Below are 26,635 nucleotides of genomic sequence, written 5' to 3' on the forward strand. Positions count from 1 at the left end.
ATTTAACCCCTTCATCTGTAATTACCTCTTCCTTTAAATAATTAATGTCAGAAGAAATATTAGAGGCTAACTCTTTTAACGACATATCAATAAGGGGCTTATCCTTATATTTAAATTCGTTTATCTTAATTTTAGTTATTTCAACAGCATTATCTACTTTTTTACTTGTTTCAGGATTAAACATACCTAGAGCATTAAATATCAAGATAAATATAATCCCAATCAATATAAATTTTATAAGTTTCATGATTTTCCCTCCTAGAAATTACTAACAACCTCTCATTACATTCTACAAACCATTTCTATCCTTACTTCATTTTTCCCAATATCATCATTAGTATAACAGCTTAGATCAATTCCATTTACTTTAAATCCATTTCTTATATAAAAATCTATAGATTTGGATCTCAAGAATTATTTCCCTAAAACCTTCATTTATAATATATTATTGTTCTATTACCTTTATAAGTACAAGTCCTTCTCTAAAAGCTCCTCTTTTCTCATTTTTCTCTTGTCTAATTCTTTCAAATTCTTCAATTGATACTCCTTTATGGTCAAGAATTCCATATACTACTTCTACTAAATCTGCAAGTTCTTCTACATTTCCACTTTCAAGATATTCGATTAATTCTTCCTCAAGCTTTTTATTTAATAGCTTAATAAGTTGACTTTCACCTACTTTTTCAACTATTGCCTGCTTCCCTGCCTTTTCAATTATTTCTGGTATTCTATCCCTTACTAACTTATTATATTCTATAGATTTCATACTTACCAATATACCTCACCTTATCATATTACCCCTATTATACTATATTATTAAAAAATCCCCAATTTTTTATCTGTTATTTTGTATTTATTCCTTACTATATTATAGTATTTTATTTCTTATTTTAGATATATACCTTATTAAGGTAATAAAAAAATGATATGCAACCACCATACTTCTTCATAGGAAAAATAACCACCCTGCTGTGAATCACATCAGAATGGTTATCCTCAATTAACTATTTACATCCGATTATTACGAACATATCCATATTATCTACTTCCTTTAGAACTTCCAACCCAGCATCTAAAAAGTATTGCCTCAGTATTGCCATTGGAGGTAAATTGTCCTCTTTTACAGTTTCATCTGCTCCTTTATGAAGATTGTTAATGGACTCCCTGCTTTGAGAATGGCAAATTGTAAGTTTTCCGCCAGCTTTTAATTTTTGTGCCAGACTTGTAATCACTTCTGATTTTCTGTGTTTAAAATGAGGAAACATGGAATAGCAGATTATATGATCATAGATGTCTTCATCATCTTTGCTCTCCAGTACATCTACACATTCAAAGATTACATTCTCATATTTGTTTTTTCTCTGAGCAACCTCAATCATTTTTTCAGCTACATCAATTGCCTTGATGTAACCTGACTGGGTTACTCTTTGAAATAAGCTAGGAATCAGTACACCAGTCCCTGTTCCAACATCTAAAATATGGGTTCCTGCTTTTATTTCAACTAAATCCAGTATAGACTCTACTTTTATCATATCGTGGTTACATATTTCGTCCCAAGTGTTTGCTAATCTATTAAAAAAATCTTTTTGCGATTCCATTTAAATTCACCTATGTGAACTTATGAAACTCGCTAGTTGGATTGAATCTTTTCACCCCTAATACAATTGAAGGTATTAGGATTAATTGTATGACAATCCCTGGAATCCCTTTAATGATTGCACCTTGCACAAACACAACCGGACTAGGAAGCTGTACCATAAAAATTGTTGCCAGTACCCATACTGCAGCACCAGCCATAATTCTACCACATATCATACTAATGATAAGGGACATGTAGACATTCACCCTTGATTTTCTATAAAGAAGACTTACTATTGCTCCATAAGTTGCAAGCTCAAGAATCATATAGGGCAATACTGGAAAAAATGGTGGCATCCCCGTCAATAATGAGCTCAAAAGGGGAGTCAATATACCTACTGCAACTGCAAATGGTAATTCTAGAAAAAATCCAGCAATTAGTACAGGAATATGCATAGGCAAAAACACTGGACCTGCCCCTCCTATAGCATGAAATGCCATGGGCAATACAAGCCCCGTGGCTATAAATACTCCCGATAATACCAAGCTCTTTATCATTTTATTTTTCATAATATCCCTTCCTTCAATAAGCGATAATCTCTTTAATCATAAACTCTTTACCACTTAATACCTGTATGTTTTCTCCTCCGCAATAAGGACAGCAGTATTTATTTTCAATCAGATTAAATACTTTATGGCAAGATTTACACATGCCATTTCCCGGTAGAATCTCTATCTCAAGCCTAGTATCCTCTAGCATAGTTCCATCTACTGCAGCTGGATAGCAGGCTTCAATATATCTCGGTATCATGGATGATAATTGTCCTATTTGAAGCACCAAAGTATCTATATTTGTTATTCCATTGCTTTTAGCAAAATTTTCTACTGTTTTAACTACTTTAATAACTACGCCTAATTCGTGCAAATAGCTCACTCCCACACATTCTACTTAGTATAAACACCTATAGATTTCTTAACCTTATGGACAACCATTCTGCCCTTACGCTTAATCATATTTTTGACTATTATTGGTTTAAGATCTTCAAAGGATACATTTTCTTCATCATACTTTCTTATGAGAGATATAGCATCAAATTTGCATCTTGTGGTACATGCCCCACATCCTATGCACGTATATTCGTCTACTGTTGTAGCTCCACAGCTTAGGCATCTCTCTGTTTCCTTCTTTACTTGTTCTTCTGTAAGAGTCTCTCTTAGGTCATTAAAGGAAGTCTTAGCCTTTGCTCCATCTACATGAGTTGTCCTCTGTCTTGGAGCATTATCATATCCTTCAAGTATCAAATTTTCCTTGTCCAAGGCATGATATGCTCTTCTATCACGTCCAAGTACTAAGCTTTGCCCCGGTTGAACAAAACGATGAATGGAAATTGCAGCTTCTTTTCCTAGAGCAATTGCATCTATGGCAAATTTAGGACCTGTCATAGCATCACCACCTGCAAATACATCTGATTCAGCAGTTTGAAGAGTAAAGGAATCAGCTTTGATAGTCTTATTTGGATTAAGCTCTATCTTTGAGCCCTCTAATAGATTTCCCCATTCAATACCTTGACCTATGGATAATAATATATGGTCTGCTTTTACTGTAATAGTATTGTTTTCATCATACTTAGGATTGAACCTCTTGTTCTCATCAAATACAGAAGTACACTTCTTAAATTCTATGGCTACTACACGGCCATTTTCCGTGACAATTCTCTTAGGACCCCAAGAGTTATTTATTACGATATCTTCTGACATTGCCTCATCAACCTCTTCATCTAGAGCGGGCATCTCCTCTCGACTTTCTAAACAGAACATATCTACCTTTGATGCTCCTACTCTTGTAGCTGTTCTGGCTACGTCTATAGCCACATTCCCTCCACCTATGACTACTACATTTCCTTCAAGCTTTACTTCTCTTCCTAAATTTACATCTCTAAGGAAATCAACTCCTGTAATAACCCCTTCTCCCTCTTCTCCTTCAATTCCTAATTTTCTTCCTGATTGTGCTCCTATTGCAAGATAAAATGCCTTGTATCCTTGTTGTCTTAATTCCTTGAGGCTTATATCTTCTCCTACTTCAATACCCGTCTTAAACTCTACCCCTAATTCTTTTAGAATATCTATTTCAGCATTTACTACATTTTTTTCCAATCTATAGGATGGAATTCCGAGAGTAAGCATGCCGCCTAGAGCCTGTTGTTTTTCAAATACTGTCACCTTGTATCCATCGATGGCTAAGTAATATGCACAAGATAAACCAGAAGGACCTGCTCCTATAACGGCTATTTTCTTTCCATAATTATGTTTAACTTTTGGTATATAACGATTTTCCTTGTTTAAGTCCTGTTCCGCTATGAATTTTTTAATATCATCTATAGCTACTGGGTCATCTATATCCCCTCTAGTACATACAGATTCGCATTTTCTTGGACATATACGTCCACATACTGCAGGGAATGGGTTTTCATTTTTTATCAGTTCAAGGGCCTCCTTGTATTTTCCTTGAGAAGCCAACTTAATATAACCTTGGATAGAAATATGAGCCGGGCACTGAGTCTTACAAGGGCTTGTTCCTGTATCCACTACATTCTCTCTGTTTATACGATAATCAGGATTCCATTTATCTGGTCCCCATTCTGTATTAGATGGGAAATCTATTCTTTTATTTTCTTTAATTGGTGTTTTAGCACATATTTTTTGACCTAGCTTTAATGCATTTACAGGACAAACTTGGACACATTCTCCACAGGCAACACATTTCTCCTTATCAATATGAGATACATAGTTTGATCTGACCATATCATTATTTAAGAACATCCCTGCAGTTCTTAAAGATAGGCAGCTACATCCACAACAGTTACATATTGCATGAGTCTTTCCAAAACCATCTAAATTTGGTATTTGATGCATCAAACCATTTTCTTCTGCTCTTTTTATGATTTCAAAGGCTTCTTCCTTAGTTATTTGCTTACCTCTTCCTGTACGGATATAATATTCCGCTGCATGTCCCAATTGGATACACATGTCCTCCTTTAAATGTCCACAGCCTTCTCCCATAACCTCTCTAGCCGTACGACAGGAGCAATCAGATACTGAAAATATTTCATTTTCATTTAGATATTTTGATACTTCCTCATAAGATGCTCTTCTTGTTTCACCATCAATGGCTGTTTCAATAGGAATAACACGCATCAGACCTTTCCCCACCGGAAATGCTCCTGCTGTTTTTGGCCCTCTTACTCTACCATAAGCCTCGAAAGCTTCTGCTATTTGAGGATATTTCTTTACATTTTCCTTATTGTTAACCATCATTTCCATAACTCCTGGCACCCAAGTATCAAGCCAGTATTTATCTTCTCCATCTATTTTATTTACAAAACAAGCACCAGCAACTGCTAATTCCCATAAATGTTTTTCTGTATCCTCTAGGGATTGGCTGCATAAAGGTGCTACTTCCTTTGCACTCTTTGGCTTGCGAAATTCTAAGCATAATCCTACTTCTGCCATTTCATCTGTGACTACTGGTTCTAATATCATATATTCAGGATCTTTATAGTTATATGCTGACTTTGAATTAGGCTTCTTTCTACCAATATGATTTGCTAAATCCAATACTTTTGGCTTTCCCATAAATCTCACTCCTTAATGTTTTTATTCCTGCCAGCTTTTTACCTCATTACGAATCCAATTAGTCCATTCTTCAATTCCTTCTCCAGTCCTTGCAGAAATAGGAATGATCTTTATATTTGGATTTAATTTCTTTGCACGAGTCTTTACTGCCTCTAAATCAAAGTTAAAATAATCTATTACATCTATTTTATTAATAAGTAAAACATCTGCAATTGAAAACATCAAGGGATATTTAAGTGGCTTATCATCACCCTCTGGCACACTTAGTATCATAGCATTTTTAGATGAACCTGTATCAAATTCTGCCGGACATACAAGATTACCTACATTTTCCAGTATTATAAAGTCAAGATTTTCTGTTCCTAATCCTTCTAGCCCCTGTCTTGTCATATCAGCATCTAGATGACACATTCCCCCCGTATGCAATTGGATTACCTTTGTACCTGTTTGAGCTACTGCATGAGCATCCACATCAGAGTCTATATCTGCTTCCATAACTCCAATTTTCATATCCGATTTCAAGGCTTCAATAGTCCTTAAAACTGTAGTTGTTTTACCTGATCCTGGTGATGACATGAGATTTAACAGAAATATTCCCTTGTTTTTCAATTCATCCCTAAGAATATCTGCTTGTCGATTGTTATCTTCGAAAATATTTTCCTTGATTTCTAAAACTTTAAATTTCTCCATTTATTACCCGCCTCCCTACAAATTTTCATTACATTTACAATACAGCTCTATAAAAATCGTTACTATTTTGTCACTTTCATTGTATTTAAAATAAAATTTACTGTCAAAAAAGGGGAGACAGTAAGATTTCAATGTTTATCGACTTTCTATTTCAAGTATTGTTTACACTTATAAATTATATAATCCTGATTCTAAGCACTTCTTATAAAAAAATATGTAAACATTACTTGAATGTAAAAAAGTCATTGGAATGTGCTGAAATACTATGGATTAGGAATTAAATTAATGATAAACTATAGTTGAATTTACGTTATTTTTTTAACGTAATATTTTGAAAGTATCAAATCATTATATTTATATGAAAGGGGTTTTGGTTATGTTCTTTTTTGAAACGCTTCCCTGGTATAACATAATTATGTGGTTTGTTGTTCTTGGCATTCTCATAGGATTGAATGAGCTTTCGCGCACAAGTGAAAGAGTAAGTATTTTTATGTTTATGGTTTTACCGATAATCCTTACTATAGTTTGGGTCACCAGAGGCCCTAATGAAATTACATCTTGGTTTACTTGGGTCAAGGTTTATTCAGCACTAGCAGGTTGCCTTATTTATATGGTCGTTCGATTTACAGACTACCATAAGAAACACAGATGGTATCTAATACTTATTCCATCTATCTTAGCTATCAATATCTTGGAAGCTGTAGCACGAGAATTTCAAGTTGGTATAGCTGGCTTTAATGGAATGGTTGACGGTATGTATTATATATCCGGAGGGTGGAACTATTTAAATGCAATAGCCGGAATTCTAAATATTTTGGTGATTTGCGGTTGGTTTGGTATCTACTCTACTTCAGGTAAACGTAGAGATATGATATGGCCTGACCAAAATCTCCTTTATATTATAGCTTATGGAGTTTGGAATATATCCTATGTATATTCCTGTGCACCCGGCAACGCCTTGTATTCAGGATTAGCATTAAATCTTGCACCCACTATTCCTGCACTTTTATGGTCAAAAGGAACTTGGATGCAAAACCGTGCACATACATTGTTATTTTGGATGTCATGGGTCATGACATTCCCATATTTCTTTGCTACAGGCAGTATTTTTAATGTAAAGGTAAGCTACAATCCTCAAGCTAACTGGACTCTGGCAATACTATCTTTAAGTCTTAATATAATATTGGGAGTTTGGCAGTTCTACCGAATCGCTAAATATGGTCTCAATCCTTTAAAGGACCAGATTTGGAAGGATTCAAAAATAAGTTCAAAGCTAGAATCTATATAAATTAAAGAAAATCTCCTTAATCGCTATTGATTTAAGGAGATTTTTAATATAATTAATCAATTGGCTAGAAAAAACGATTTAATAAATCTATAGAATACCGTATACAGTTTTCCATTGAAAGTGTGCTCATAATTTCACCTGCTAAAAATACATTGTGTTTACCTTGCATGGATTCCATTTTATCATAAAATCCATTTTCTAAGGCATAAGTATCTACATAGGGGCAATGCTGCCAATTTTTAGCCTGATAAAGCCTTGGATTCTGTATACCTAATTTTAACAAGTCCTCCTTAATAATATCTAAAGCAGAAATTTTAGAGCTATCATTAGGATTATATGCATAAAGCATCACCATCCCTTCATTATCCTCTTCATCCCACCTAGAGTTCCATATGGTAATATGTCCTTGCCGATTGGGTGATAAGTTTTCTAATACGCATCCACAGCCCTTGGGGATTTTATCAGCTATGAATGCATAAACATTAAATGATTGATATCTTATACTGCTTAGGTGTCGCTTCATATCTTGATCCCAAAAATGAAGATTTGAAAATTGATCCAAGGGAGCGGCAATGATAACTCGATTAAATTCAAGAATTTCAAATTGAGTTTGTACCAATAGAGTTTCTCGCTGAGACAAAGAAATATCTATTACCTTTTGACCTAGCCGGATATCTTTGATTTCCTTTCTTAGTCGTTCTGTCAATGAAGAAACCCCATTCTTCCAGGTAGCAAACTCTGGTAACTCCATAAAGGACATTAAATGGTCGTAGTTTAAGATTCTAAGTACATATAGGGCTGGTACTTCATCAATATTGCCTAATCCAAAGATAGTAAAATATTGGGTGTAGATGGTCTTTAAAATCCGAAATTCATGTATATCGCACCATTTTGAAAATGGAAGCATTAATACAGGCTCAACATTTTCAATATTTGATTTTTTAAGTGACTTATACATCTCTAATACATCTGGCAATCGATCCAGTTCATCCACAAAGTCTTCCAATTTTTCCTTCGGTATTGGTATAGTTTTTTGACCATTAGTATTATAATTAGTACGAGATAATTTTGGTCCATCTGCTTTGATATTTAGCCGTTTCATCAAAGCCTTAAGATATGGTTGAGAAGGTAGGCCAAATATGGCCCCAAGTTCGTGAGATTTTCCCTTATGCCAGATGGTATACAATTTACCACCTATCCGTTCATCTTTTTCAAAAATAGTGATATTTTTATATCCCCTTTTTTGCAGACCTTCGGCTATAACAAGTCCTGAAAGTCCTCCACCAACTACTGCAATTTTACAGTCTTCCTTGTTCACTTTTCTCACCCCGCCTTGAATAATTTATCAATGCCAGAATCCAAAGTGGCAATGTATCTAAATCTACATTATTTTGTGATGCCCTTTCAAGTACTGCCTCAACAGGTGTCCTACCTATATTATGACCATTTAGGATTATATTGTAAAAATTATATTCCCTTATAAATTTATTAAGTGCACCTTCAACCTTTGCAAATGAATCAAGTTCATGATTCAAACCAATTTTATCATAGAACTCTGTAACCAAAAACTTATTTAATGACATCATATCTTCTAATGCCGTATTATCCTCAGGAGAAATAAATATATGATTTATATGAAGCTCTTCTATAACTTCTTTATACTTATTACCCTTTACAAAGTAAGGTAAAAACTCCTTTTTTCTGTCAGTAGCTAAATTTGTAATATTTATATTGAATAGCTTCAATAAATAAACTAATTTACGCTCAAAATAATTCCATATATCAATATCCTGTTTTTTATTGTATAGTTTTACCGCTATCCATTTTGAAGCAGCATCGTAGAAACTATATTGATATATTTTTCCAATACCATCAAAAGTTCCCATAAAGTTAATCCGCTGGATAACTAAATACCCTGGATAAATCTCCTGTTTATTAAAAAATCCAAGTATTTCCTTACTATCCTTTCGATTAGTTTTCATATGAAATGCTTTATTCTTAGAATATTGCACTCTCTGAGCCTTTCTTGTCAAATTATTTCGCCTTAAGACATTATAAATACCTGTCTCTCCAATATCAATTCCTTCAGCTCTTAGTTCATAATAAATTCTTTTAGGTCCATCGGCAGGATAACTGCTTACATATGCTAATATTTCCTGCTCAATAGTCTTATTGACTTTATTAGGCATTTGTGGCTTTTGTGGTTCCTTTATTTCCAGTCCAACCATGCCATACTTCTGATAAGCCCTTTGCCAATTATAAAAGGTTGTCCTAGAAATACCAAACAGCTCACAGGTCCGGGAAACGTTATTCTCCTTCAATGCATGTTTCAATATCATATATTTATTATGTGCATTAAATCCTTTGGATTTCATAACAGTACCTCCTTTCCTTTAATGAGCATTTCAATGATATAGCCTTCATGTCTACTAATTTACTTCACATTATCATATCACCATCATTATACTATATTCTCAAGAATTTCCCAATTTTTTCCTTATTTTCTCTATTTATTTCTTGTTAAATGTACCTATCATAATATGAATTTACTTTCATCTATTATATAATAATAAGTATAATGATAAATATGGAGGGATTATATATGACTAAATTTAAAGAAATTAGACCTGAAGAATTTAACTATAGCCCATTTAAATTAATTGGCAAGGATTGGATGCTAATTACTGCAGAAAAGGATGGAAAAACTAATACAATGACTGCTTCTTGGGGTGGTTTAGGTGTTATGTGGAATAAGAATGTGGCATATATAGTTATTCGTCCACAACGCTATACTAAGGAGTTTATAGATAATTCAGATTCATTCTCATTGACCTACTTTGATGATAGTTTTAGAGAAACATTATCTTATCTTGGAACAAAATCTGGTAGAGATGAAGATAAAATCAAAAAATCTAATTTTACAGTTTTACATGATAATAATATTCCTTATTTTGAAGAAGCAAATATAGCAATCTTCTGTAAGAAATTATTTGCTCAGGAATATAAACCTGAGTCATTCATTGATCAGGAACTTAATGAAAAAATCTATCCTAATTCTGACCATCATACATTATATATTGGAGAAGTAACTAAGATATTGGTGAGAGAATAATAAATATCTAGCATACACATCATGAAAATATAGGTTTAATTATAATGGATTATATAACTAAGAGAGACTGAAATAATTTCAGTCTCTCTTTTAAATTTATCTTTTTGATTTAATTGAAAAAATACAATGATATAAAATATTTTGAAATACTGTTGCCAATAGGAAACAAATACTTAAAATATAATAAGCACGATTCTTTTCTGTACTATAGACAAGCAAAAAATATACTGTCCATATACTCATGATAATAGTCAATAGCATTATAGGAATATTAATATTATAGCCTGTATTTCCCTTACGGTAACGCAGATATGCAATGATTCCAAGAGCAATGATAATACTTATAGCAATCCATTTCATCGTTGGAATAGGAAATGTCTTCTGCCATTTACCGTTAAGATATATCACATGACGAAGCATTCCCATTCGAGTTTTAGTAAAATAATGAGCTGCATAGGCTCCGATTATTGCTAAAAACTCTAAGATGCCACACAAAATTGCGCATATATATTTACTTCTATTTTGCCGCCTTGTCATTTGAAAGTTCACCTACTGTCGTATAAACGACTTCACCAGTATTTGGATCTCCCACCTGAACAGGATGATCATCATTCATTTGCCATTGATACCATCCACCGTCATACATACTCATATTGGTATATCCATTTTCGTACATAATTAAAAACGGAATTGATGCACGCCAACCTGTTCCACAATAGAAAGAAAGCTCATTATCCAAGGTAAAGTTAAGTCCTTTCCAAAGCTCTTTCATTTCATCCATTGTAATATAGGTTCCATCTTCATGGGTATAGTCTTCCATATGGTATGGATCACTACCTGCTTTACCCCATACAGCCCCCTTAGGCTCTCCAGCTTTATCAATGTAAGAATAACCGCTTGTTTCACCATTGAACTCCTTATATGAACGAATACTTACTAAACGGAAATTAGAATCATCTTTTAATTTCTTATCCACATCTTCAACTGATATCCAAAACTGCGGATTCACCGGAACCTTTGCACCAAATTCCGTTGCAGGTGTTGCGGCATTTGCAGTAGTTTCTAATTCATATCCTGCTTTTGTCCACGCATCAAGACTTCCATTAAGCACCTTAACATTCTCAACTCCTGCCCATAAATATGCATATGCAACTCTGGCAGTACCAGAAACATCAGATCCATATAGAATAACAGCAGTATCCTTTGTAACTCCAAGTTCAAGCATTGCTTGTTCAACTTCTTCTGGAGATTTTAGATTCCAATAAGGTTCTCCCTCGATGCTTGCAATATCTACATGCACAGCACCTGGTATGTGACCAGTATTATAATCCGGACTATCATCAGCTGATCCCCAAGAAGCTTCCAAAATTATATATTTCTTTGATTCTTCCTGCTTCCCATCAATAACACTTTTAACCCACTGTGGAGAAACAAATACTTTCTTTACATCCACAGCTTCAACCTTTTCAACTTCTGACTTCTGTGTATCTTCATCCTTAGCTACTGATTCTTTATTTACCAGATTACTATCTGATTTCTTAGGTTGTTGTTTACATCCTGTAAATACTGTTATCATTAATGCAGCTACAAGTAACAAAGTAAAAAATTTCTTGTTCATTTAAAAGCCTCCTACTAGTATCTTATTATAATATCCTTATATCTATATAAAGTTAAATATCTTTAAAAGTGTAGCATTTCTATTTTATAAAGTCTAATTAATAAAATCTATAAATAAAATTAAGGATATAGATAAAATCTATAGAAAAAGTTTCTAGTATAGTTAATAATTCTAGCTATTAATATGGAAGTCTCAATAATAGTAATGTAGATATAATTATATCGATTATCTCTAAGTCTATATCTACTATTAAAAAAACTAGGCATAAGCCTAGTTTCAGATTGTTGACTTATTGCTTCTTGGTTTGCAAAAATCAAGAAGCAATTTCAAGTTCGCAAAATTTTTTTTCAAAAACTTCAAATATTGACACAAACAAGCCAAAAAGCAAAGGGGTTAAGCCGTTCTTCCACAACCTATTCGCCAATTTTTTGAGATTCATGCAGGCAAATAAGAGGTTTAGTTCCATTTTCACTCAGTCTAAACCTCTATGCTTGACATAACGCATACCATGAAGCTCCTTAGCATCTGCAAAGACTCGTTCAATGGTTTGGCTTGGGAGTGCATAGAGTTCCTTGCTTCCTACAGTATTATGCTCATTAGCCATAATTCAAATTATATATTTAACCATAAAGCGGGACGAACGCCGCCTGTACATTTGCCATCGCTGATGTTGCCTTTCAATATATTGTTGCCTTGGATACCTATATTACCGTCAGTCCCAAAGATGTACACGGCTTTTACATTAACGCGGCCGGGCGACCGAAGCCACCACCACCAACTCCATTCTTTACCCTGAAGTCTTGCTATTCGCTTACTGTTGTTTTCATCTTTTCTTTCAAACCAATATCTTTGATTTTTTCCTCGGTTTTGCAGTTTTGAACGGCTATCACCGAAATATTTGCACACTTCCTCAAGGCTTAATAAAAATATACTGTCTTGCGTATCTGCTCCGCCCTTTGAACCATACCACTGATTATCAGGATTTTTATTTATTACCGGAATTATCCTTGATTTATCAGTTGCGTTGAATTTGTCATAAAATTCACCATTAAGATATTTTCTTAACGCGCAGTCAGCCCATGTTATATCTTTATAAGCATCATGGTAAGCACGTTGTTCTATTATTTCTTCAGTTATAACCAAAGCCGAGTTATTTTGTATGTCAAGCACACGCCAGTTGTAGTCACCGAATGATATTATCGAGCCAATTTTATAATCTTCCATTGTCCTTCTCCTTAATAGGGAATAATAAATCAAGTTGTAAATCTTCCATTTTACTGCCTTTTTGTATAAAATTATAAAAAATTCAACGTTTCTTCAAATCCCTGCCCCGCAACAGTTTCAGGCGATGTCCAGCGTGGGGAATCGCAGTCGTTATCATATTTATCGCTGGCGTTGACCCATTCTCTTAATAAACGCCAATCCTCAAAATCCCATGTCCTCAATACATGTGCGGCATATAACCCACCACTAAAGGTTCGCTTTACTAAAGGCATGGGTATTTCTATGTCATCTGGAACAGATACCCAACCTTCATATATGTGAGAAGGTTCTCCAAGTACTATTGCCTCCTTAGAGCAGTCAAAACCAAAAAATTCGGGCAAGTAATGTGTATATTATCCGACTAATAATTAGTATAGCATAATTCTTTTACTAATCATAGATATTAAAAAGCCATCAACATATAAAATGTCGATGGCCTGAAACTAGGCATAAGCCTAGTTTTTATTTAACCAATCTATTGTATTCTGTATAATAAGGGCTGCACCCTTCCACATTTCTCCTTCGTCAATATCAAACTTAGGATTATGATGTGGATGAAATTCTCCGTCTATTTCTGCCATGTTACTAAGATAGAAAAAGGTTCCCGGAACTTCTTGTAAGAAAAAGGACATATCCTCTGCACCCATTACAGGCGATTTCATCTCTATTATATCTTCTTCTGGGATTATCTTCTTAGCCGATTCTACAAATCCCTTAGTAAACTCCTCTGAGTTTATAAGTGCCGGATAACAGAATTCATAATCAATCTCATAACTAGCTCCATGGGCTAGGGTTATTCCCTTTACTATTTCTTCTATTCTTCTGGAGATTCTCTGCCTAGTCTCTTCATTTACTGTCCTTATTGTTCCTTGAATTTCAACTGAATCTGGAATTATATTATGGTTAAATCCCCCGTCTATTCTAGTAACAGATACTACTGCTGGTTCCACTGGATCTACTTCGCGGCTGATTATTGTCTGTAATGCTAAAACAATTTCTGAAGCTGTAACAATAGGGTCTATAGATTGATGAGGGTATGCACCATGAGAACCCTTCCCATTTATTTTAATATACATTACATCTACTGCTGCCATCATTGCTCCATAAGATACTCCTATTTTTCCTTTAGGAATTTCCTTTCCTAGATTTCCTAAGTGCAGTCCCATTACAACATCTACCTTAGGATTTTCCAAAGCACCTTCTTCTATCATAGGTTTTGCACCACCTGGATATTCCTCTCCAGGTTGAAATAATAACTTTACATTACCTTTAAATTTATCTTTATTTTCATTCAATACCTTAGCTACTCCTAGCAAGATGGCAGTATGTCCATCATGTCCACAGGCATGCATACATCCATTATTTGACGCAAATTCTAATCCCGTTTTCTCTTTAACAGGAAGAGCATCGGTGTCCGCTCTTAATCCTATGGTCTTTCCTTCTTCTTTACCTTTTATTAATCCTACGATAGCATTTCCATTTACTAAGGTATGGTATTCTATATTCATATTATCTAACTCATCCATTATAAATTTTGTGGTCCTTGGTAAATCCAGTCCTATTTCTGGTATTTGATGAAGTTCTCTTCTCCAGCTAATTATATCTTCTTCTATTCTATTTACTTCTTGGATTATATTGAGCATATCTACATCACCTCAATGATTAATTTAGCAAACTATACCGTATATAAAGCTATCTTCATTTCATTATATCTCTTATATCTGTAATGTCTCTAATTATATCATATAATCCATCTTAGTATTACTCTAACTATTATATATTATTGTTCCGCTTTCTCCAACCAATGCTTCCTTTGCTTTTTCTAATGAAGCTATTATCGCTTGTCTTCCTTTTCTTGATTTAGCAAAATTTACTGCTGCTATTACCTTTGGAAGCATACTTCCCGGTGCAAATTGTCCTTCTTCTATATATCTATAAGCCTCTTCTATAGACATCTTATCTAAATTAATTTGATCTTCCTTTCCAAAGTTGATGGCTATTCTATCTACAGCTGTTAGGACAAATAAATAATCTGCATCAACTAATTCTGCAATTTTGCCGCTAGCGAAATCTTTATCTATTACACCATTAACCCCTTCATAACCAAAGTCTTTTTTAACTACTGGAATTCCACCGCCACCAACTGTTATTACTATATGTCCATCCTTCACTAGAGTTTTTATACATTCTTTTTCAACAATATCTATAGGTTTTGGTGAAGCTACAACTCTTCTATATCCTCTTCCAGAATCCTCCATCATTTTATAGCCCTTTGCTATTACTAGTTTTTCTGCTTCTTCTTTAGAATAAAATCTTCCTATAGGCTTTGTAGGATTCTGTAAATCTTCATCATTTTCATCTACTACAACTTGAGTTACTATAGTTACCACATCTTTATTTATATTTCTTCTATTTAATTCTTCATATATTCTATTTTGGAGATGGTATCCAATATATCCCTGACTCATTGCAATGCATTCTGGAAAAGGCATGGATATTTCTTCCATAGCTAGGTTAATCATACCTACTTGGGGCCCATTTCCATGAGCAATTATTACTTCGTGCCCTTTCTCTATAAGGTCTACTATTGGTTTTGCCGTTTCCTTTACTAGCTCAAATTGTTCCTTCGGAGTATCTCCTAAAGCATTTCCTCCTAAAGCAATTAATATCCTGCTCATATTTCCCTCCTAGTTATTTTTATTAAACTCAATAATTGCCTTCTTAAAACATTCCATTGGTGGACTTACTAAACCTGCACCAACTTGTCCTATACCTGCAACCTTATGAGCCATTCCAGTATTGATTATAGGTAAAATATCTTTTTCAATTACTTTAACTATATCTATTCCTATGGCAGAACCACGAAAATCTAAAGTTGGAATAGAATAATTTGTATTTTCACCTACAGTTATTTCATACATTTTTTCACTATATCCAATGGCATCTTCTACAGTTCCTCCTACAAACTGAACTATAGCTGGAGAGCCACCCATGGCAAATCCTCCTATTCCCATAGTTTCTGTAATAGCACTATCTCCTATGTCTGGGTTAGCATCTTCCTCTTTAAACCCTGGGAACATCAGTCCTTTTATCATATTTGCAGGAGCAGTAAACCATTGGTCTTCACCAAGACCACTTACTCTTATTCCAAAATCTACACCATTTCTGGCCATTGTAGTTACCACAGTAGAATTTTCTACTCCATGAGCTGCATCTGTTGCAACCTTACAGGATGGCATAGACAAATTTAGAAAATAATGTTCATTCATCTTTATGAAATTTAACACTCTCTTTTTTATGTCTATATCTACATCAGTATCTATGATATAAGAAGTTATTTCCCTAAAGAATAAACTAGTAGCAGCCTTGTTCCTATTATGACATTCATCTCCCATATGAACTGCTTGAGAAATTATAGACTTTATATCTATTCCTCCATCAATACTCTTTAAAGCCTTTTTCATAGTAGGCCCAAACTCTTCCTCTATCCATTTAAGCCTTTCTATAACTTCATCATTAAATGCACCATATCTTAGAACCTTTCCTAATCCCTCATTAATTGTACAATAACCATAATTTCCATATGTCTTGTTATATACTACATGTACCGGCATAGAAGGAGATACTATACCTGCCATAGGTCCTACAGTACAGTGTTCATTACAAGGTGAAAACTCAATTTCTCCCGACGATGCTATCTTTATTGCTTCTTCTTCATTTTTAGCTCTGCCTTCATAAATTAAAGCTCCTATTACTGCTCCCTTCATTGGTCCAGCCATTCTTTCCCATTCTATAGGTGGTCCCGAATGAAGTATCATATTTTCCTTCATCCCTGGGATTACATTTATTGCCTTATCTATATCTATGAGCATAGGATGAGAATTCATCATTCTTTCTACTGCCTTTTTATTAGCTTCTTTTATGTCTTCTCTACCAGATAATTTATCAATTATATTTAATAATTCTATATCTCCACCAGCAGCAGGTACCCAGTCTAATTGCAATACATCTTGCCCCTGAAGTTCTAGATCATCTTTAAATTTGCTTGTCCCTATATTTAATATCTTTAATTCTTGTGAAAACAAATTATTAATACCACTCATGTCAAACCCTCCTATTATGATAATATTTCTATTACTATATTGGCTGCTTCAATATTACTTTCTGCAATTAATACTCCTTCCTGCTCTAACATTTTTCTTTGATTTTCATAATTTTGTTTATCAATATCTGTACCACAAATATAAGCTACAAATATTAAATTTCTTCCATAGGAATTAGCAATATTTTTTGCCTCTTTAATAGATTTTATAGTAACTCCTACAGGATCTTCATGAGACCCATATCCTAGTTCAAAATCCATGAGTATAACTCCTACTTCTTCATCCTTTGCTTCTTTTATTATCCTATCAAGCCTTAAAGTAGGCTCTATCATCGGATGAGGTTTTCCTACAGTGAATTCATCTTCTCCTAAATCTAATAGTACATTCCCATGATAATCATTTATGTTCTCAAGCTTTTCGTTTTCATTTTTAGCTACATTGCTTCTAACAGAATCAAAGCTTCCCCTTAAAATAGATAGTGCTTCAGCACATAATGTACCTCCACAGAATAATCCTCTAAAATACCTTTGTCCTGGATTTAATGACTTCTTCAACTCTTTAACATCTATAAATAAATTATTCTCTTTTCCAATTTCCTCTTCACATCCACTTGATAGCTCCACAGCTTTCTTTGCTGCTTCATAAAGTCCATAAACAAATGCGGCCTTTGAATCCTTTTCATCTTCTTTATCTCCATCTATAAAACATATAACTACTGGTTTATCTACCTTCTTTACTTCCTCCAGTATTTTCTTTTCTACAGATTTTGCTGGCGGCTTAGAGATCAAAACTATTACTTCAGTATCCTTATCTCTACTTAAAGCCTTTAGCCCTTCTATCATCATAATTCCACCAATTTCTTCTTTAAGGTCTCTTCCTCCTGTTCCTATTCCTTGAGAGATTCCACCTCCAAGTCTATGAATTTGAACCATGACCTCTTGAAGTCCTGTGCCTGAAGCTCCAACTATTCCTATATTTCCATTTCTTACTTCATTAGCAAAACACAATCCAACATTGTTTATACTAGCAGTGCCGCAATCAGGTCCCATTACTAAAAGTCCTTTTTCTCTACCTATTTCCTTTAACTCTTTTTCCTCTTCTAGAGTTACATTATCACTAAACATCATTACATGAAGACCTTTTTCTAAAGCTTTTTTTGCTTCCCTAGCTGCATATCGCCCCGGTACTGAAATCACTGCTAAATTAGCATCTTCCATTTGTTGCAATGCTGCATCGATTGTCTTGGGACTTTCTAATTCTCCTTTTTTCTTCTTTTTATTTTTTGGACTTAAAAGCTCTTCTACTAACCTTAAAGCCTCCTCATAACTATTCTCATTTTCTGCCTTTATAGCAATTATTAAATCATTATTTCCAGCATTATCTGATTCCTTTGTAGCTAGTCCAACATTTTGTAGCAATTGTTTATTCATTTCTGTTGCCATAGATACTACTGCCTCTTCTACCCCGTTTACATCTAGTATTTTACTAGACAAAGACATCAAAGTAACAGAGTCATAATAAGCATTTTTTCTAATTATTGTATTTTTCATAGTTGTTATTCCTCCATATTGAAATTGTTTATTAATAAAATAAATGCAGTAACTACTCCAACAGCTAAGTCAGTCCCGGAAGAAGACCCAATATTCAGTAATCTTTCCAAAAATAAAAGGAACTGTTCTTTATCTCCATCTAAGAATGCATTTATAAAACTTAAAATGTATTCTCTGGATTCACCTCTTAAAGTAATTGAAAGCATTTGTTTGCTTACATCAGTAGTTGAGATCTTATCTATATGAATTAAATTTATTAATTTTCTTTTTATTTTATTGGAATAATCTGTTGAGATTATATTTAATGTGGATAAGAAACCCGTTAGAAAATCATCACCAGAAGGTGTTAACCCAATTCCAAATCCGATTAAGGAGTTAATCTTAACTTCATCTATATTTCCATCATTTAAAGCATCTAAGAATACTTCTATTCTCCTTGATAATTCTTTTTCAATTAACCCGGGATTACAAGCTTTTACTTTTAAATAATTCTCTAAATAAAAATGTCTACATCCACCATTTGAACCCTTTTCTAAAATAAAATCATTAAAATATCCTATATTTTTCATTATTAAGTCCTTATTTAAATCTCTTCTCTTTTCTACATTAGGATTCCACAATATACAATTAAATCCCAAATTTATCCTTACTTTATCCTCTATAATCAAGCTGTTGTCCATTTTAAATAATCTATTTCCTTCTTCTAAATCCAAATCTTCAAAACTTATATTTCTATTGTCTATTCTCAAGGTGAAGGGACTATTATCTATACTTTTAGATCCTATGGTATACATATTGTCTTTATTATCTAAAAAGTTTATAGTTCTAGAGTAGATGCTGTGGATTTTGCCTACTATCTCTAAATTCCTATTCTCATTAAAAAATTCAATGAAGTGTTTGTCATAAGCCCAAGCACTAAAGCTTATGATTTCATATCCATCTCTCTCCATAGCTCGTCCCTTCCTCTTAGTTAATCCTTACTCACTATTTGGTAGACATAAATCTAAGATTATTGACACTAATCCTGCTGGAACTACTCCAGATGTCAAGAAAAGTTGTATATCTCTAGGCAAATTTTGAGTTGCTTCCGGTACTATATTTAATCCTATACCAAGTCCTAAGGATATTGCTATTATAAGCATGTTTCTACTATTCATTTTTATATTTCTTAATAAAGATAAACCAGATACAGCTACCATAGAAAACATGGCAATAGCTGCCCCTCCTAATACTGGTTCTGGCATTATGGCTATCAAGGAACCAAATTTAGGAAATATAGACAGAACTATTAAGATAATTGCTCCTATCTTTACCACATGTCTGCTAAATACACCTGTCAAGTTAACTACTCCTATATTCTGAGTATAGGAAGTATTGGGAAATCCATTAAATAAAGCAGCTATACTACTTCCTAATCCATCAGCAATTACTCCTCCACTCATTTCTTCGTCAGTGGCTTCTCTACCTTCTGCTCCAACAGTAAGAGCAGATATATCTCCTATGGTTTCTATTGCTGTTGCAATATACATGAAAAGCATGGCTATAATAGCAGTTGGTTTAAATGACCATTTATATGCAAAAGGCTTAGGTAGTGAAATCCAGCTTGATTCCATCACTGGAGTTATATCTATTATTCCTAGAAAATAAGATATTAAATATCCAGATACTAATCCTATTAGTATTGATGAGGATTTTAAGAATTTGTTCTTGCTCTGATTAAATAGAATTATTATGACTAAAACTGTTGCTGAAATTAGTAAGCTTCTTAAATCCCCCATATTGGCACTTCCACCTGCTGCTTGCTTTATACCAACAGGTATAAGTGTTATTCCTATTGTTAGTACTACTATGCCTGCTACTAAAGGCGTAAATATTTTCTTTAATCTTAGGAGGTTTTTCCCTAAAAATATCTCAAATAGCCCTCCGATAAAGCTAGCACCTAAAACTCCACCTATTCCAAAATCTTTAGCTATAGCTAAAACTGTAGATATAAAAGCATTGCTAGTCCCCATTACTATAGGAAGCCCAGAGCCTATTCCTTTATATTTCATTATCTGAATAAAGGTTGCTACTCCAGCCATAAATAAAGCACATTGTATTAAAAATGTTGTTTCACTTGGAGGTAAATCTAATAAAGCTGATAATAAAAGGGGTACAGTAATATTGGCAGCAAACATAGCTAATATATGTTGAAATGCTAAAGGTATGGCTTTGGATAGCTCTGGCTTATCTTCAATACCATAAACAATATCCATTTCGGTTTTTTTATTTTCCATAATATCACCTCTGTTTTATGAAAGGGATATATCATAACTATATCCCTTTCATATAGTTTTTTATATTACTACAACTGCAATTATAATCAGTAAGACTAATGCTCCTAATATATATCTTAGATTTCCCTTTATGACGTCAATTATGTCTATTTCAAAACCTTTTGATAAAGCTGCGACATTTATCTGAACTGGGCTTATTTGAGTTCCAAGTCCCGTTGCTATGGCTACAAAACCCATGGCTTCTGAAGGTAGTCCTAATGCTGATAAAGTAGGAAGTATTAATGTTAGAACTCCAGCCGCAAATGCTCCAGAAGGAATAGCTATTAAAAATGCTATAATCATTGCTACAGGTAGTATTATTGCTTCTGGAACATTACTTGCTAAAGCTGCTATTTGCTCAAAGGTTCCTAGTTCTCCAATCATATTTATGAATGCTAGGAACATTCCTACTGCAAATAAAGTAGTTAATATAAATCTGGAACCCTCAATCAATGCCTCACAGGTTTCATCTATGTTAAGAGGAGTTAAGAGCACTGTTAAAATACTTGTGAAGATAACCGCTGTTGCAGGTGTAAATAGATTTATTCCAATTAATGAATTTAACGTATTTCCACCTACTACCATTACTAATAGGGCAATTGCTGGTATAGATTGTTTTAGTAAAGTACCATTACTTTTGTTCTTATCACTATTTTCTTTGTTAATATTTTCTTTCGTTAAAGCGCCTCTTTTATAAACACCATAGATAGCTAGTCCAGCAGCTAGTAAATAAAAAGCTATAGTATATGGTCTCATAGCCGCTGCATGAGATATTACATCTCTTCCCACACTTTCTGCCGCTAATACGGTTTCTGTCGAGGCTGGAGATGTAGTAAATCCTACTGCTGAAACGATTGCCATTGCTACAATAACTTCAGGAATTGCCCCTACTGCAGCAGCCGCTAATGGTGCAGTGACCATGGTATTCCCTGCACCCATTCCTGCCATATATGTTGCAAAACCTTGTATCAAAACTATAATTCCTGCTAGTATACCTATCTTTCCCTTTAAACTTCTTCTAGCTAATTCTACTAAAGATTCTATACTTCCAGCTTTTGAAACCATTGCAGCTGATGCAGCATAGATTATTGGAACTGTAATGCCTAACATGTTAGTTATACCACCTACAAACATTTGGCTTGCTTTTGACATCTCTAATCCACCTATTAAAATGGCTAGAATTCCTCCTATTAATCCTGCAAAAAGCATATGCTGCTTTTTAAATAAAAGTGCTAATACTACAACTAATGGTATTATATTTATTAACAAACTCATGCCTGGTCGCCTCCTTATTGATTATTTATTACATTAGTTTTAAAAATATCATTTTTAAAATATCCATATATATTAGCTTGTCTGATTATTGAATCTACTTTAGTTCTGGCATCTATAACTATGAAGTTTGCTTTATTTCCTTCTTTGATATTATAATCAAATTTTAAGACTTCTCCAGGAATAATAGACACCATATCAAATAATTTATTTAGGTCTTTTTCTCCACCCATATGACATCCATGAGCAGCTATTAATATTTCTTCCAATAAGTTTCCATTTCCAAAAGGATTAAAGGGGTCTCTAATGTTATCAGAACCAATTGCTACAGGTATATCATGGTCTAATAAATATTTAACTGGTGCTATGCCTCTTCTAATATTTATTTTATCTCCTCTTCCTTGTAGATATAGGTTAGTAGAAGGTAATGAAATTATATTTATCTTTGCTTTTTTAACTAACTCAACAATAGGTAATATAATTTCTTCTTCATTTGCCGATAGACTACAGCAATGACCTGCTGTCACTCTACCAATATATCCATTAGCTATAGTCAAGCTTGCCAAATCATTGACTATTAAAGAATCAGCATCATCGGTTTCGTCTATATGCATATCAATATCTACATCATATTTCATCGCTAAATCAAATATCATATTCATATGCTTTATTGGGTCTTCTTCTATTGCAGGTATTCCACCAACTATATCAGCTCCCATCTTCAAGGCCTCTTCCAGATAAAAATAGGACCTACTATTTTTTATTATCCCATCTTGAGGAAAAGCTACTATTTGAATATCCATTAATTCTTTATATTCTTCTTTTAATTCTAATAAAGCCTCAACTGATTTTAGTTGAATCTTGTCATCCACATCTATATGAGTTCTAAGGAATCTAGTTCCATTTCTAAAAGAAAGATCTAAGATCTTCCTAGATCTTTCTTTTACATCTTCTTTTGTCATACTATGTTTATATTTACTCATGATTTCAATTGCTTCATATAAGGTACCACTTTTATTTATTACCTTTTCTCCTATTAAAGCTTTATCAAGGTGCATATGACCATCTACAAATCCATTTATAACTATCTTATTTTCTAAGTCTATAATCTGAGTATCTAAGTCTATAGATTCAATATCTTTTTCGACCTTTTCAACTAATCCATCTTTAATATAGACATCTTGTATTTCATTAACGAAAGGGAAATATCCATTTTTCAAGATATAATCCATTTAGCCACCTCAATTCTTATATTATTTTTCAATAATAACAGCCACAGGACCTCCACCAGCTGGACCTTGATGTTCTGCACCACCTGATACATAAACCATAGGATCTCCTACAATTGAAGCTATAACACCATTTACTACTGCCCTAGCATGGCGAGTATGATTTATATCTGAGTCTGTTAACATGGTGTTTCTTCTATTTCTTACATATCCATCTGGAGAAGCTTCTGCCTTAGCAAGTATATTCACTATTCTTTTCTTATCTTCTTCAGTTGGTAATTTATCTATGTCTAATCCACTATTAATCATGGCCTCAATAACCCCTTCTAGATCTATGGCATCCTTCATGACACTATGACCTATCCTATATTTACTAATGGATTTTTTAGAATTACCCATCAATATGATTTCACAGTTCATTAACTCTACTCCTGCAGAAGTTGAAGCCACCTTTGAATATAAAGACCAATCTTTTAATATAGTCTCTTCTGTAACTTTTACTTCTTCTACTTCATCTAAAGCAACAGCTACTCCTAAAGCAGAAGCTCCTCTTGTATATCCCATTGATTTATAAGTGTCTTCCACAACAACAGATTTTCCTCTTGATTTTGCTTCTATAATCCTATCTGAAGTCAATAAAGGACATTTTATTTGTACAAAATGAACATCTTCCTTTTCTTCAATTCCCGCTGATTCCATAAGCTCTAAAACTACTCTTTTTACTTCTTTAACCATAGTTAAAGTACCCATTTCTTCAGGTAAAAAGTCTCTAGTAAAACTTACACTTACAGCTAAAGATTTTTCTTCTGTTTTTACTTCTTCTACTTCTTTTTTAGTGAAAATAGTAGCATGGGGAGTCATTACCCCTTCAGTTCCACCAGACATTACAAAAGCAACCTTTTCTTCTACTTCTTTTTCAGTTTTTCCTAACTCTCTAGCTAAAAAACTTCTGAAGGAAGCTGTACAAAATCCTCTGGTAAAGTCATTTACACAACCATTACCTTCCGTTTTACCTAAAACAGCCACAATCTCTTCAGGTATAATCTCACCCGTTTCTATTAATTTTTTCAAACCAACTACATCATCTGGTCCTGCCATAGGAATCTTATACACTTTTACATCCATCATTGCTTTCTCCTCCTTATTCATATTGATTAGTTTTCCTTCATTTGTTGAAATTTAATAATTTATTTGAAATTAAAAAATATTTTAATTTTTCCCTTGACAAAAGCATATCATACACCTTTTTTATAGTCATCATTATATCTAGCCAAAAAAAATGGGTCCCATTGTCAACTATTGACAATTGTACCCATTTTATTACTCTTTCCATTATTATATATATATAATTATCTTTGATTTGACGCAAGCCATAGATAGATATTATATGCTAATACTAATTCTCCAACTTCAAATCCATTATCTATTTTTATTCCTAATTCTTTTATTCTATCTATTCTATATCTTAAAGTATTGTAGTGTATAAACAAACTCTCTGCTGACTTCTTAACATTAAAGTTTTCCTCTATTAAAACCTTTAAAGTTTCCATTAACCTCATATCATTTACCTTATCGTATTCTATTATTTTCCCTAGCTTATTATTTACATATCTATTTAGAATCTCTATATCCTTTACTTCTTTTATAATATTAAACATCTCATAATCATTATAATGACTGACAAAGGAATTTTGATTTAAAATAGAACCTGTAATTACACTGCTTTGAGCTTCTTTATAGGCTAAGGAAAAACCGTCCATATCCTTTGCCGTATTAGATATCCCTATCCCTATCTTAACCTTATCTCTTAGTCTTTCAACGATTAGCTTTCCCACTTCTATGCAATTTTCCTTAATATTATTCATAAATATAACATTAATAAAAATTACAATCGAATCATCTATATACACAGTTTTAATTTTATTGCTATTTATTAATAATTTCTCCTCAAGAATCTTTTCTATATACTTCGAATCTAAAATATATTCATATAATATCTTTTTCTTTTTATCATCTTCCATTAATAATTTTGCAATCATTATTACCTCTGGAAATTCCATATTCCATCCAAAGGTTTTAGCTTTATTGATAGTATCTATAGGGGAATCTATCTTTCCCTGTAAAATATCTCTAATAAATGCATCTTGAAAGCTTTTCTCCTTCTCTAATACGGCATAATTTTTATAGAACACAGATGCTATCAATAGAGAAGCTTGCTCGACAGCCACTATTAAACTCTGATTATTAACTTCTCCTTTTAACAGTACGATGTATCCAAATCTAGTCTTTCCTGCATTTATATAATGTTTTATATAGGATTCTTCCTCATATTCTATATCTTTTACTTTAACTTTAAATCTATTATTTCCATGGTTATTAGAAAATGATATTATAGAAACTTCCTGTTCATCCAAATCTTTAGACATATGTGTAATATTTAAATCATTATCTAATAAAAGAACTGGAAACTTTACTATTTCAGATAAATTATTTACTAATGAATCTATATCTTCTCCTTTTAGGAAAAGCTTCATTAGGCTTTCATGGACATGATTTCTAAAATTTAATATATTTATATGTTTATTTAGGGACAATTCAAGTATTTCCGTTACCAACTTAGATAAATTGGCATCTTGAGGCAACTCTATAATTGGAAAATCCAAATCATCGGCTTTCTTTATCATAGCTGGTGGTATTTCCTTTATATATCTAATAGGTTTTATACATATGCCAGCTAAATTTAGTTCTACTGATTTCGGAATAAGTTCATTGGTAGCGGTTTCATTGTTATATATTGGATATAAAGTAGTAATCAGCAGGCTATGGGTATCTACATAGGGAAATATATCTGGAACCTCCATTAAGGTTGCATTATTTACCATATTGGATAATCCCTTTTTACCAGCAACTATTCTGGCATGTTTAAATCCATCTAATTCTAGTACATCTTTTACTGTTATAAGCATATTAATCACCCATTTCTA

The 26,635-nt window shown here is 33.2% G+C and carries 26 protein-coding genes and 1 pseudogene; 2 read left to right on the forward strand and 25 right to left on the reverse strand.

Annotated elements, in window-relative coordinates:
* The 8 genes from KQI38_RS11290 to hypB all read right to left on the reverse strand — a co-directional run.
* Positions 1-247, reverse strand: a 247-nt coding sequence (locus KQI38_RS11290) for a hypothetical protein (RefSeq protein WP_216559483.1), incomplete at its 3' end; no start/stop codon positions are given.
* Positions 248-282: 35 nt separating this feature from the next.
* Positions 283-411, reverse strand: coding sequence for a hypothetical protein (locus tag KQI38_RS22345; RefSeq protein WP_276515579.1), 129 nt, complete (start codon positions 409-411; stop codon positions 283-285).
* A 34-nt stretch (positions 412-445) separates the two neighbouring features.
* Positions 446-766: a nucleoside triphosphate pyrophosphohydrolase gene (locus KQI38_RS11295; protein WP_216559485.1), complete on the reverse strand. Its 321-nt coding sequence runs from the start codon at positions 764-766 to the stop codon at positions 446-448.
* Positions 767-1,004: 238 nt separating this feature from the next.
* Positions 1,005-1,598 carry a class I SAM-dependent methyltransferase gene (locus tag KQI38_RS11300; protein WP_216559487.1) on the reverse strand — a complete coding sequence of 198 codons (594 nt, stop codon included), beginning with the start codon at positions 1,596-1,598 and terminating at the stop codon, positions 1,005-1,007.
* Between the two features lie 10 nt (positions 1,599-1,608).
* A complete protein-coding gene (locus KQI38_RS11305) occupies positions 1,609-2,148 on the reverse strand; it encodes an ECF transporter S component (protein WP_216559489.1) in 540 nt (179 codons plus the stop codon).
* Positions 2,149-2,161: 13 nt separating this feature from the next.
* Entirely contained in the window at positions 2,162-2,503 is a 342-nt protein-coding gene (locus KQI38_RS11310; RefSeq protein ID WP_216559491.1) for a hydrogenase maturation nickel metallochaperone HypA/HybF, read from the reverse strand.
* Between the two features lie 20 nt (positions 2,504-2,523).
* A complete protein-coding gene (locus KQI38_RS11315) occupies positions 2,524-5,211 on the reverse strand; it encodes an FAD-dependent oxidoreductase (protein WP_216559493.1) in 2,688 nt (895 codons plus the stop codon).
* Between the two features lie 21 nt (positions 5,212-5,232).
* Positions 5,233-5,901, reverse strand: coding sequence for a hydrogenase nickel incorporation protein HypB (hypB, locus tag KQI38_RS11320; protein WP_216559495.1), 669 nt, complete (start codon positions 5,899-5,901; stop codon positions 5,233-5,235).
* Between the two features lie 376 nt (positions 5,902-6,277).
* On the opposite strand from hypB, the gene KQI38_RS11325 reads away from it, so the two are divergent.
* Positions 6,278-7,189, forward strand: a complete 912-nt coding sequence (locus tag KQI38_RS11325) for a DUF5692 family protein (protein WP_216559497.1) — start codon at positions 6,278-6,280, stop codon at positions 7,187-7,189.
* Between the two features lie 64 nt (positions 7,190-7,253).
* Here KQI38_RS11325 and KQI38_RS11330 read toward each other — a convergent pair whose 3' ends face one another.
* Together KQI38_RS11330 and KQI38_RS11335 are read right to left on the reverse strand one after the other, a co-directional pair.
* Positions 7,254-8,507: an FAD-dependent oxidoreductase gene (locus KQI38_RS11330; RefSeq protein WP_216559499.1), complete on the reverse strand. Its 1,254-nt coding sequence runs from the start codon at positions 8,505-8,507 to the stop codon at positions 7,254-7,256.
* Positions 8,488-9,564 carry a helix-turn-helix domain-containing protein gene (locus tag KQI38_RS11335; RefSeq protein ID WP_216559501.1) on the reverse strand — a complete coding sequence of 359 codons (1,077 nt, stop codon included), beginning with the start codon at positions 9,562-9,564 and terminating at the stop codon, positions 8,488-8,490. Before KQI38_RS11335 ends, KQI38_RS11330 begins: the two co-directional genes overlap by 20 nt.
* Positions 9,565-9,791: 227 nt before the next feature.
* On the opposite strand from KQI38_RS11335, the gene KQI38_RS11340 reads away from it, so the two are divergent.
* Positions 9,792-10,301, forward strand: coding sequence for a flavin reductase family protein (locus tag KQI38_RS11340; protein ID WP_216559504.1), 510 nt, complete (start codon positions 9,792-9,794; stop codon positions 10,299-10,301).
* A gap of 96 nt (positions 10,302-10,397) precedes the next feature.
* Here KQI38_RS11340 and KQI38_RS11345 read toward each other — a convergent pair whose 3' ends face one another.
* The 15 genes and pseudogenes from KQI38_RS11345 to KQI38_RS11410 form a co-directional block, all read right to left on the reverse strand.
* Entirely contained in the window at positions 10,398-10,838 is a 441-nt protein-coding gene (locus tag KQI38_RS11345) for a hypothetical protein (protein WP_216559506.1), read from the reverse strand.
* A complete protein-coding gene (locus KQI38_RS11350) occupies positions 10,819-11,919 on the reverse strand; it encodes a sulfurtransferase (RefSeq protein WP_216559508.1) in 1,101 nt (366 codons plus the stop codon). Before KQI38_RS11350 ends, KQI38_RS11345 begins: the two co-directional genes overlap by 20 nt.
* A 313-nt stretch (positions 11,920-12,232) precedes the next feature.
* Positions 12,233-12,496: pseudogene (locus tag KQI38_RS22815) on the reverse strand (transposase); the annotation flags it as partial.
* 35 nt (positions 12,497-12,531) lie between these two features.
* Complete coding sequence (locus KQI38_RS11355; protein ID WP_216559510.1) at positions 12,532-13,143, reverse strand: DUF6273 domain-containing protein; 612 nt, start codon at positions 13,141-13,143, stop codon at positions 12,532-12,534.
* A gap of 71 nt (positions 13,144-13,214) precedes the next feature.
* The gene (locus KQI38_RS11360) at positions 13,215-13,523 is read right to left on the reverse strand and encodes a GyrI-like domain-containing protein (protein WP_216559512.1); all 309 of its coding nucleotides are present in this window, start codon (positions 13,521-13,523) and stop codon (positions 13,215-13,217) included.
* 114 nt (positions 13,524-13,637) lie between these two features.
* Entirely contained in the window at positions 13,638-14,825 is a 1,188-nt protein-coding gene (locus KQI38_RS11365; RefSeq protein ID WP_216559514.1) for a M20 metallopeptidase family protein, read from the reverse strand.
* Positions 14,826-14,948: 123 nt separating this feature from the next.
* On the reverse strand, positions 14,949-15,860 hold the full coding sequence (arcC, locus tag KQI38_RS11370) for a carbamate kinase (protein ID WP_216559516.1): 912 nt from the start codon (positions 15,858-15,860) through the stop codon (positions 14,949-14,951).
* A 9-nt stretch (positions 15,861-15,869) separates the two neighbouring features.
* Entirely contained in the window at positions 15,870-17,285 is a 1,416-nt protein-coding gene (locus KQI38_RS11375) for a YlbE family protein (protein ID WP_216559518.1), read from the reverse strand.
* 14 nt (positions 17,286-17,299) lie between these two features.
* On the reverse strand, positions 17,300-18,835 hold the full coding sequence (fdrA, locus tag KQI38_RS11380) for an acyl-CoA synthetase FdrA (protein ID WP_216559520.1): 1,536 nt from the start codon (positions 18,833-18,835) through the stop codon (positions 17,300-17,302).
* Between the two features lie 5 nt (positions 18,836-18,840).
* The gene (locus KQI38_RS11385; RefSeq protein WP_216559521.1) at positions 18,841-19,785 is read right to left on the reverse strand and encodes an oxamate carbamoyltransferase subunit AllH family protein; all 945 of its coding nucleotides are present in this window, start codon (positions 19,783-19,785) and stop codon (positions 18,841-18,843) included.
* A gap of 27 nt (positions 19,786-19,812) precedes the next feature.
* Positions 19,813-21,111, reverse strand: coding sequence for a uracil-xanthine permease family protein (locus tag KQI38_RS11390; protein WP_216559524.1), 1,299 nt, complete (start codon positions 21,109-21,111; stop codon positions 19,813-19,815).
* A gap of 60 nt (positions 21,112-21,171) precedes the next feature.
* Positions 21,172-22,425 (reverse strand): hypothetical protein, encoded by a 1,254-nt coding sequence (locus KQI38_RS11395; protein ID WP_216559526.1) that lies wholly within the window; start codon positions 22,423-22,425, stop codon positions 21,172-21,174.
* Positions 22,426-22,439: 14 nt separating this feature from the next.
* On the reverse strand, positions 22,440-23,654 hold the full coding sequence (locus tag KQI38_RS11400; RefSeq protein WP_216559528.1) for an amidohydrolase family protein: 1,215 nt from the start codon (positions 23,652-23,654) through the stop codon (positions 22,440-22,442).
* A 21-nt stretch (positions 23,655-23,675) separates the two neighbouring features.
* A complete protein-coding gene (atzD, locus tag KQI38_RS11405) occupies positions 23,676-24,779 on the reverse strand; it encodes a cyanuric acid amidohydrolase (RefSeq protein WP_216559530.1) in 1,104 nt (367 codons plus the stop codon).
* A 221-nt stretch (positions 24,780-25,000) separates the two neighbouring features.
* Entirely contained in the window at positions 25,001-26,617 is a 1,617-nt protein-coding gene (locus KQI38_RS11410; RefSeq protein WP_216559532.1) for a PucR family transcriptional regulator, read from the reverse strand.
* Between the last annotated feature and the right edge of the window lie 18 nt (positions 26,618-26,635).

This window comes from Tissierella carlieri (assembly GCF_018917285.1).
GTDB lineage: Bacteria > Bacillota > Clostridia > Tissierellales > Tissierellaceae > Tissierella > Tissierella carlieri.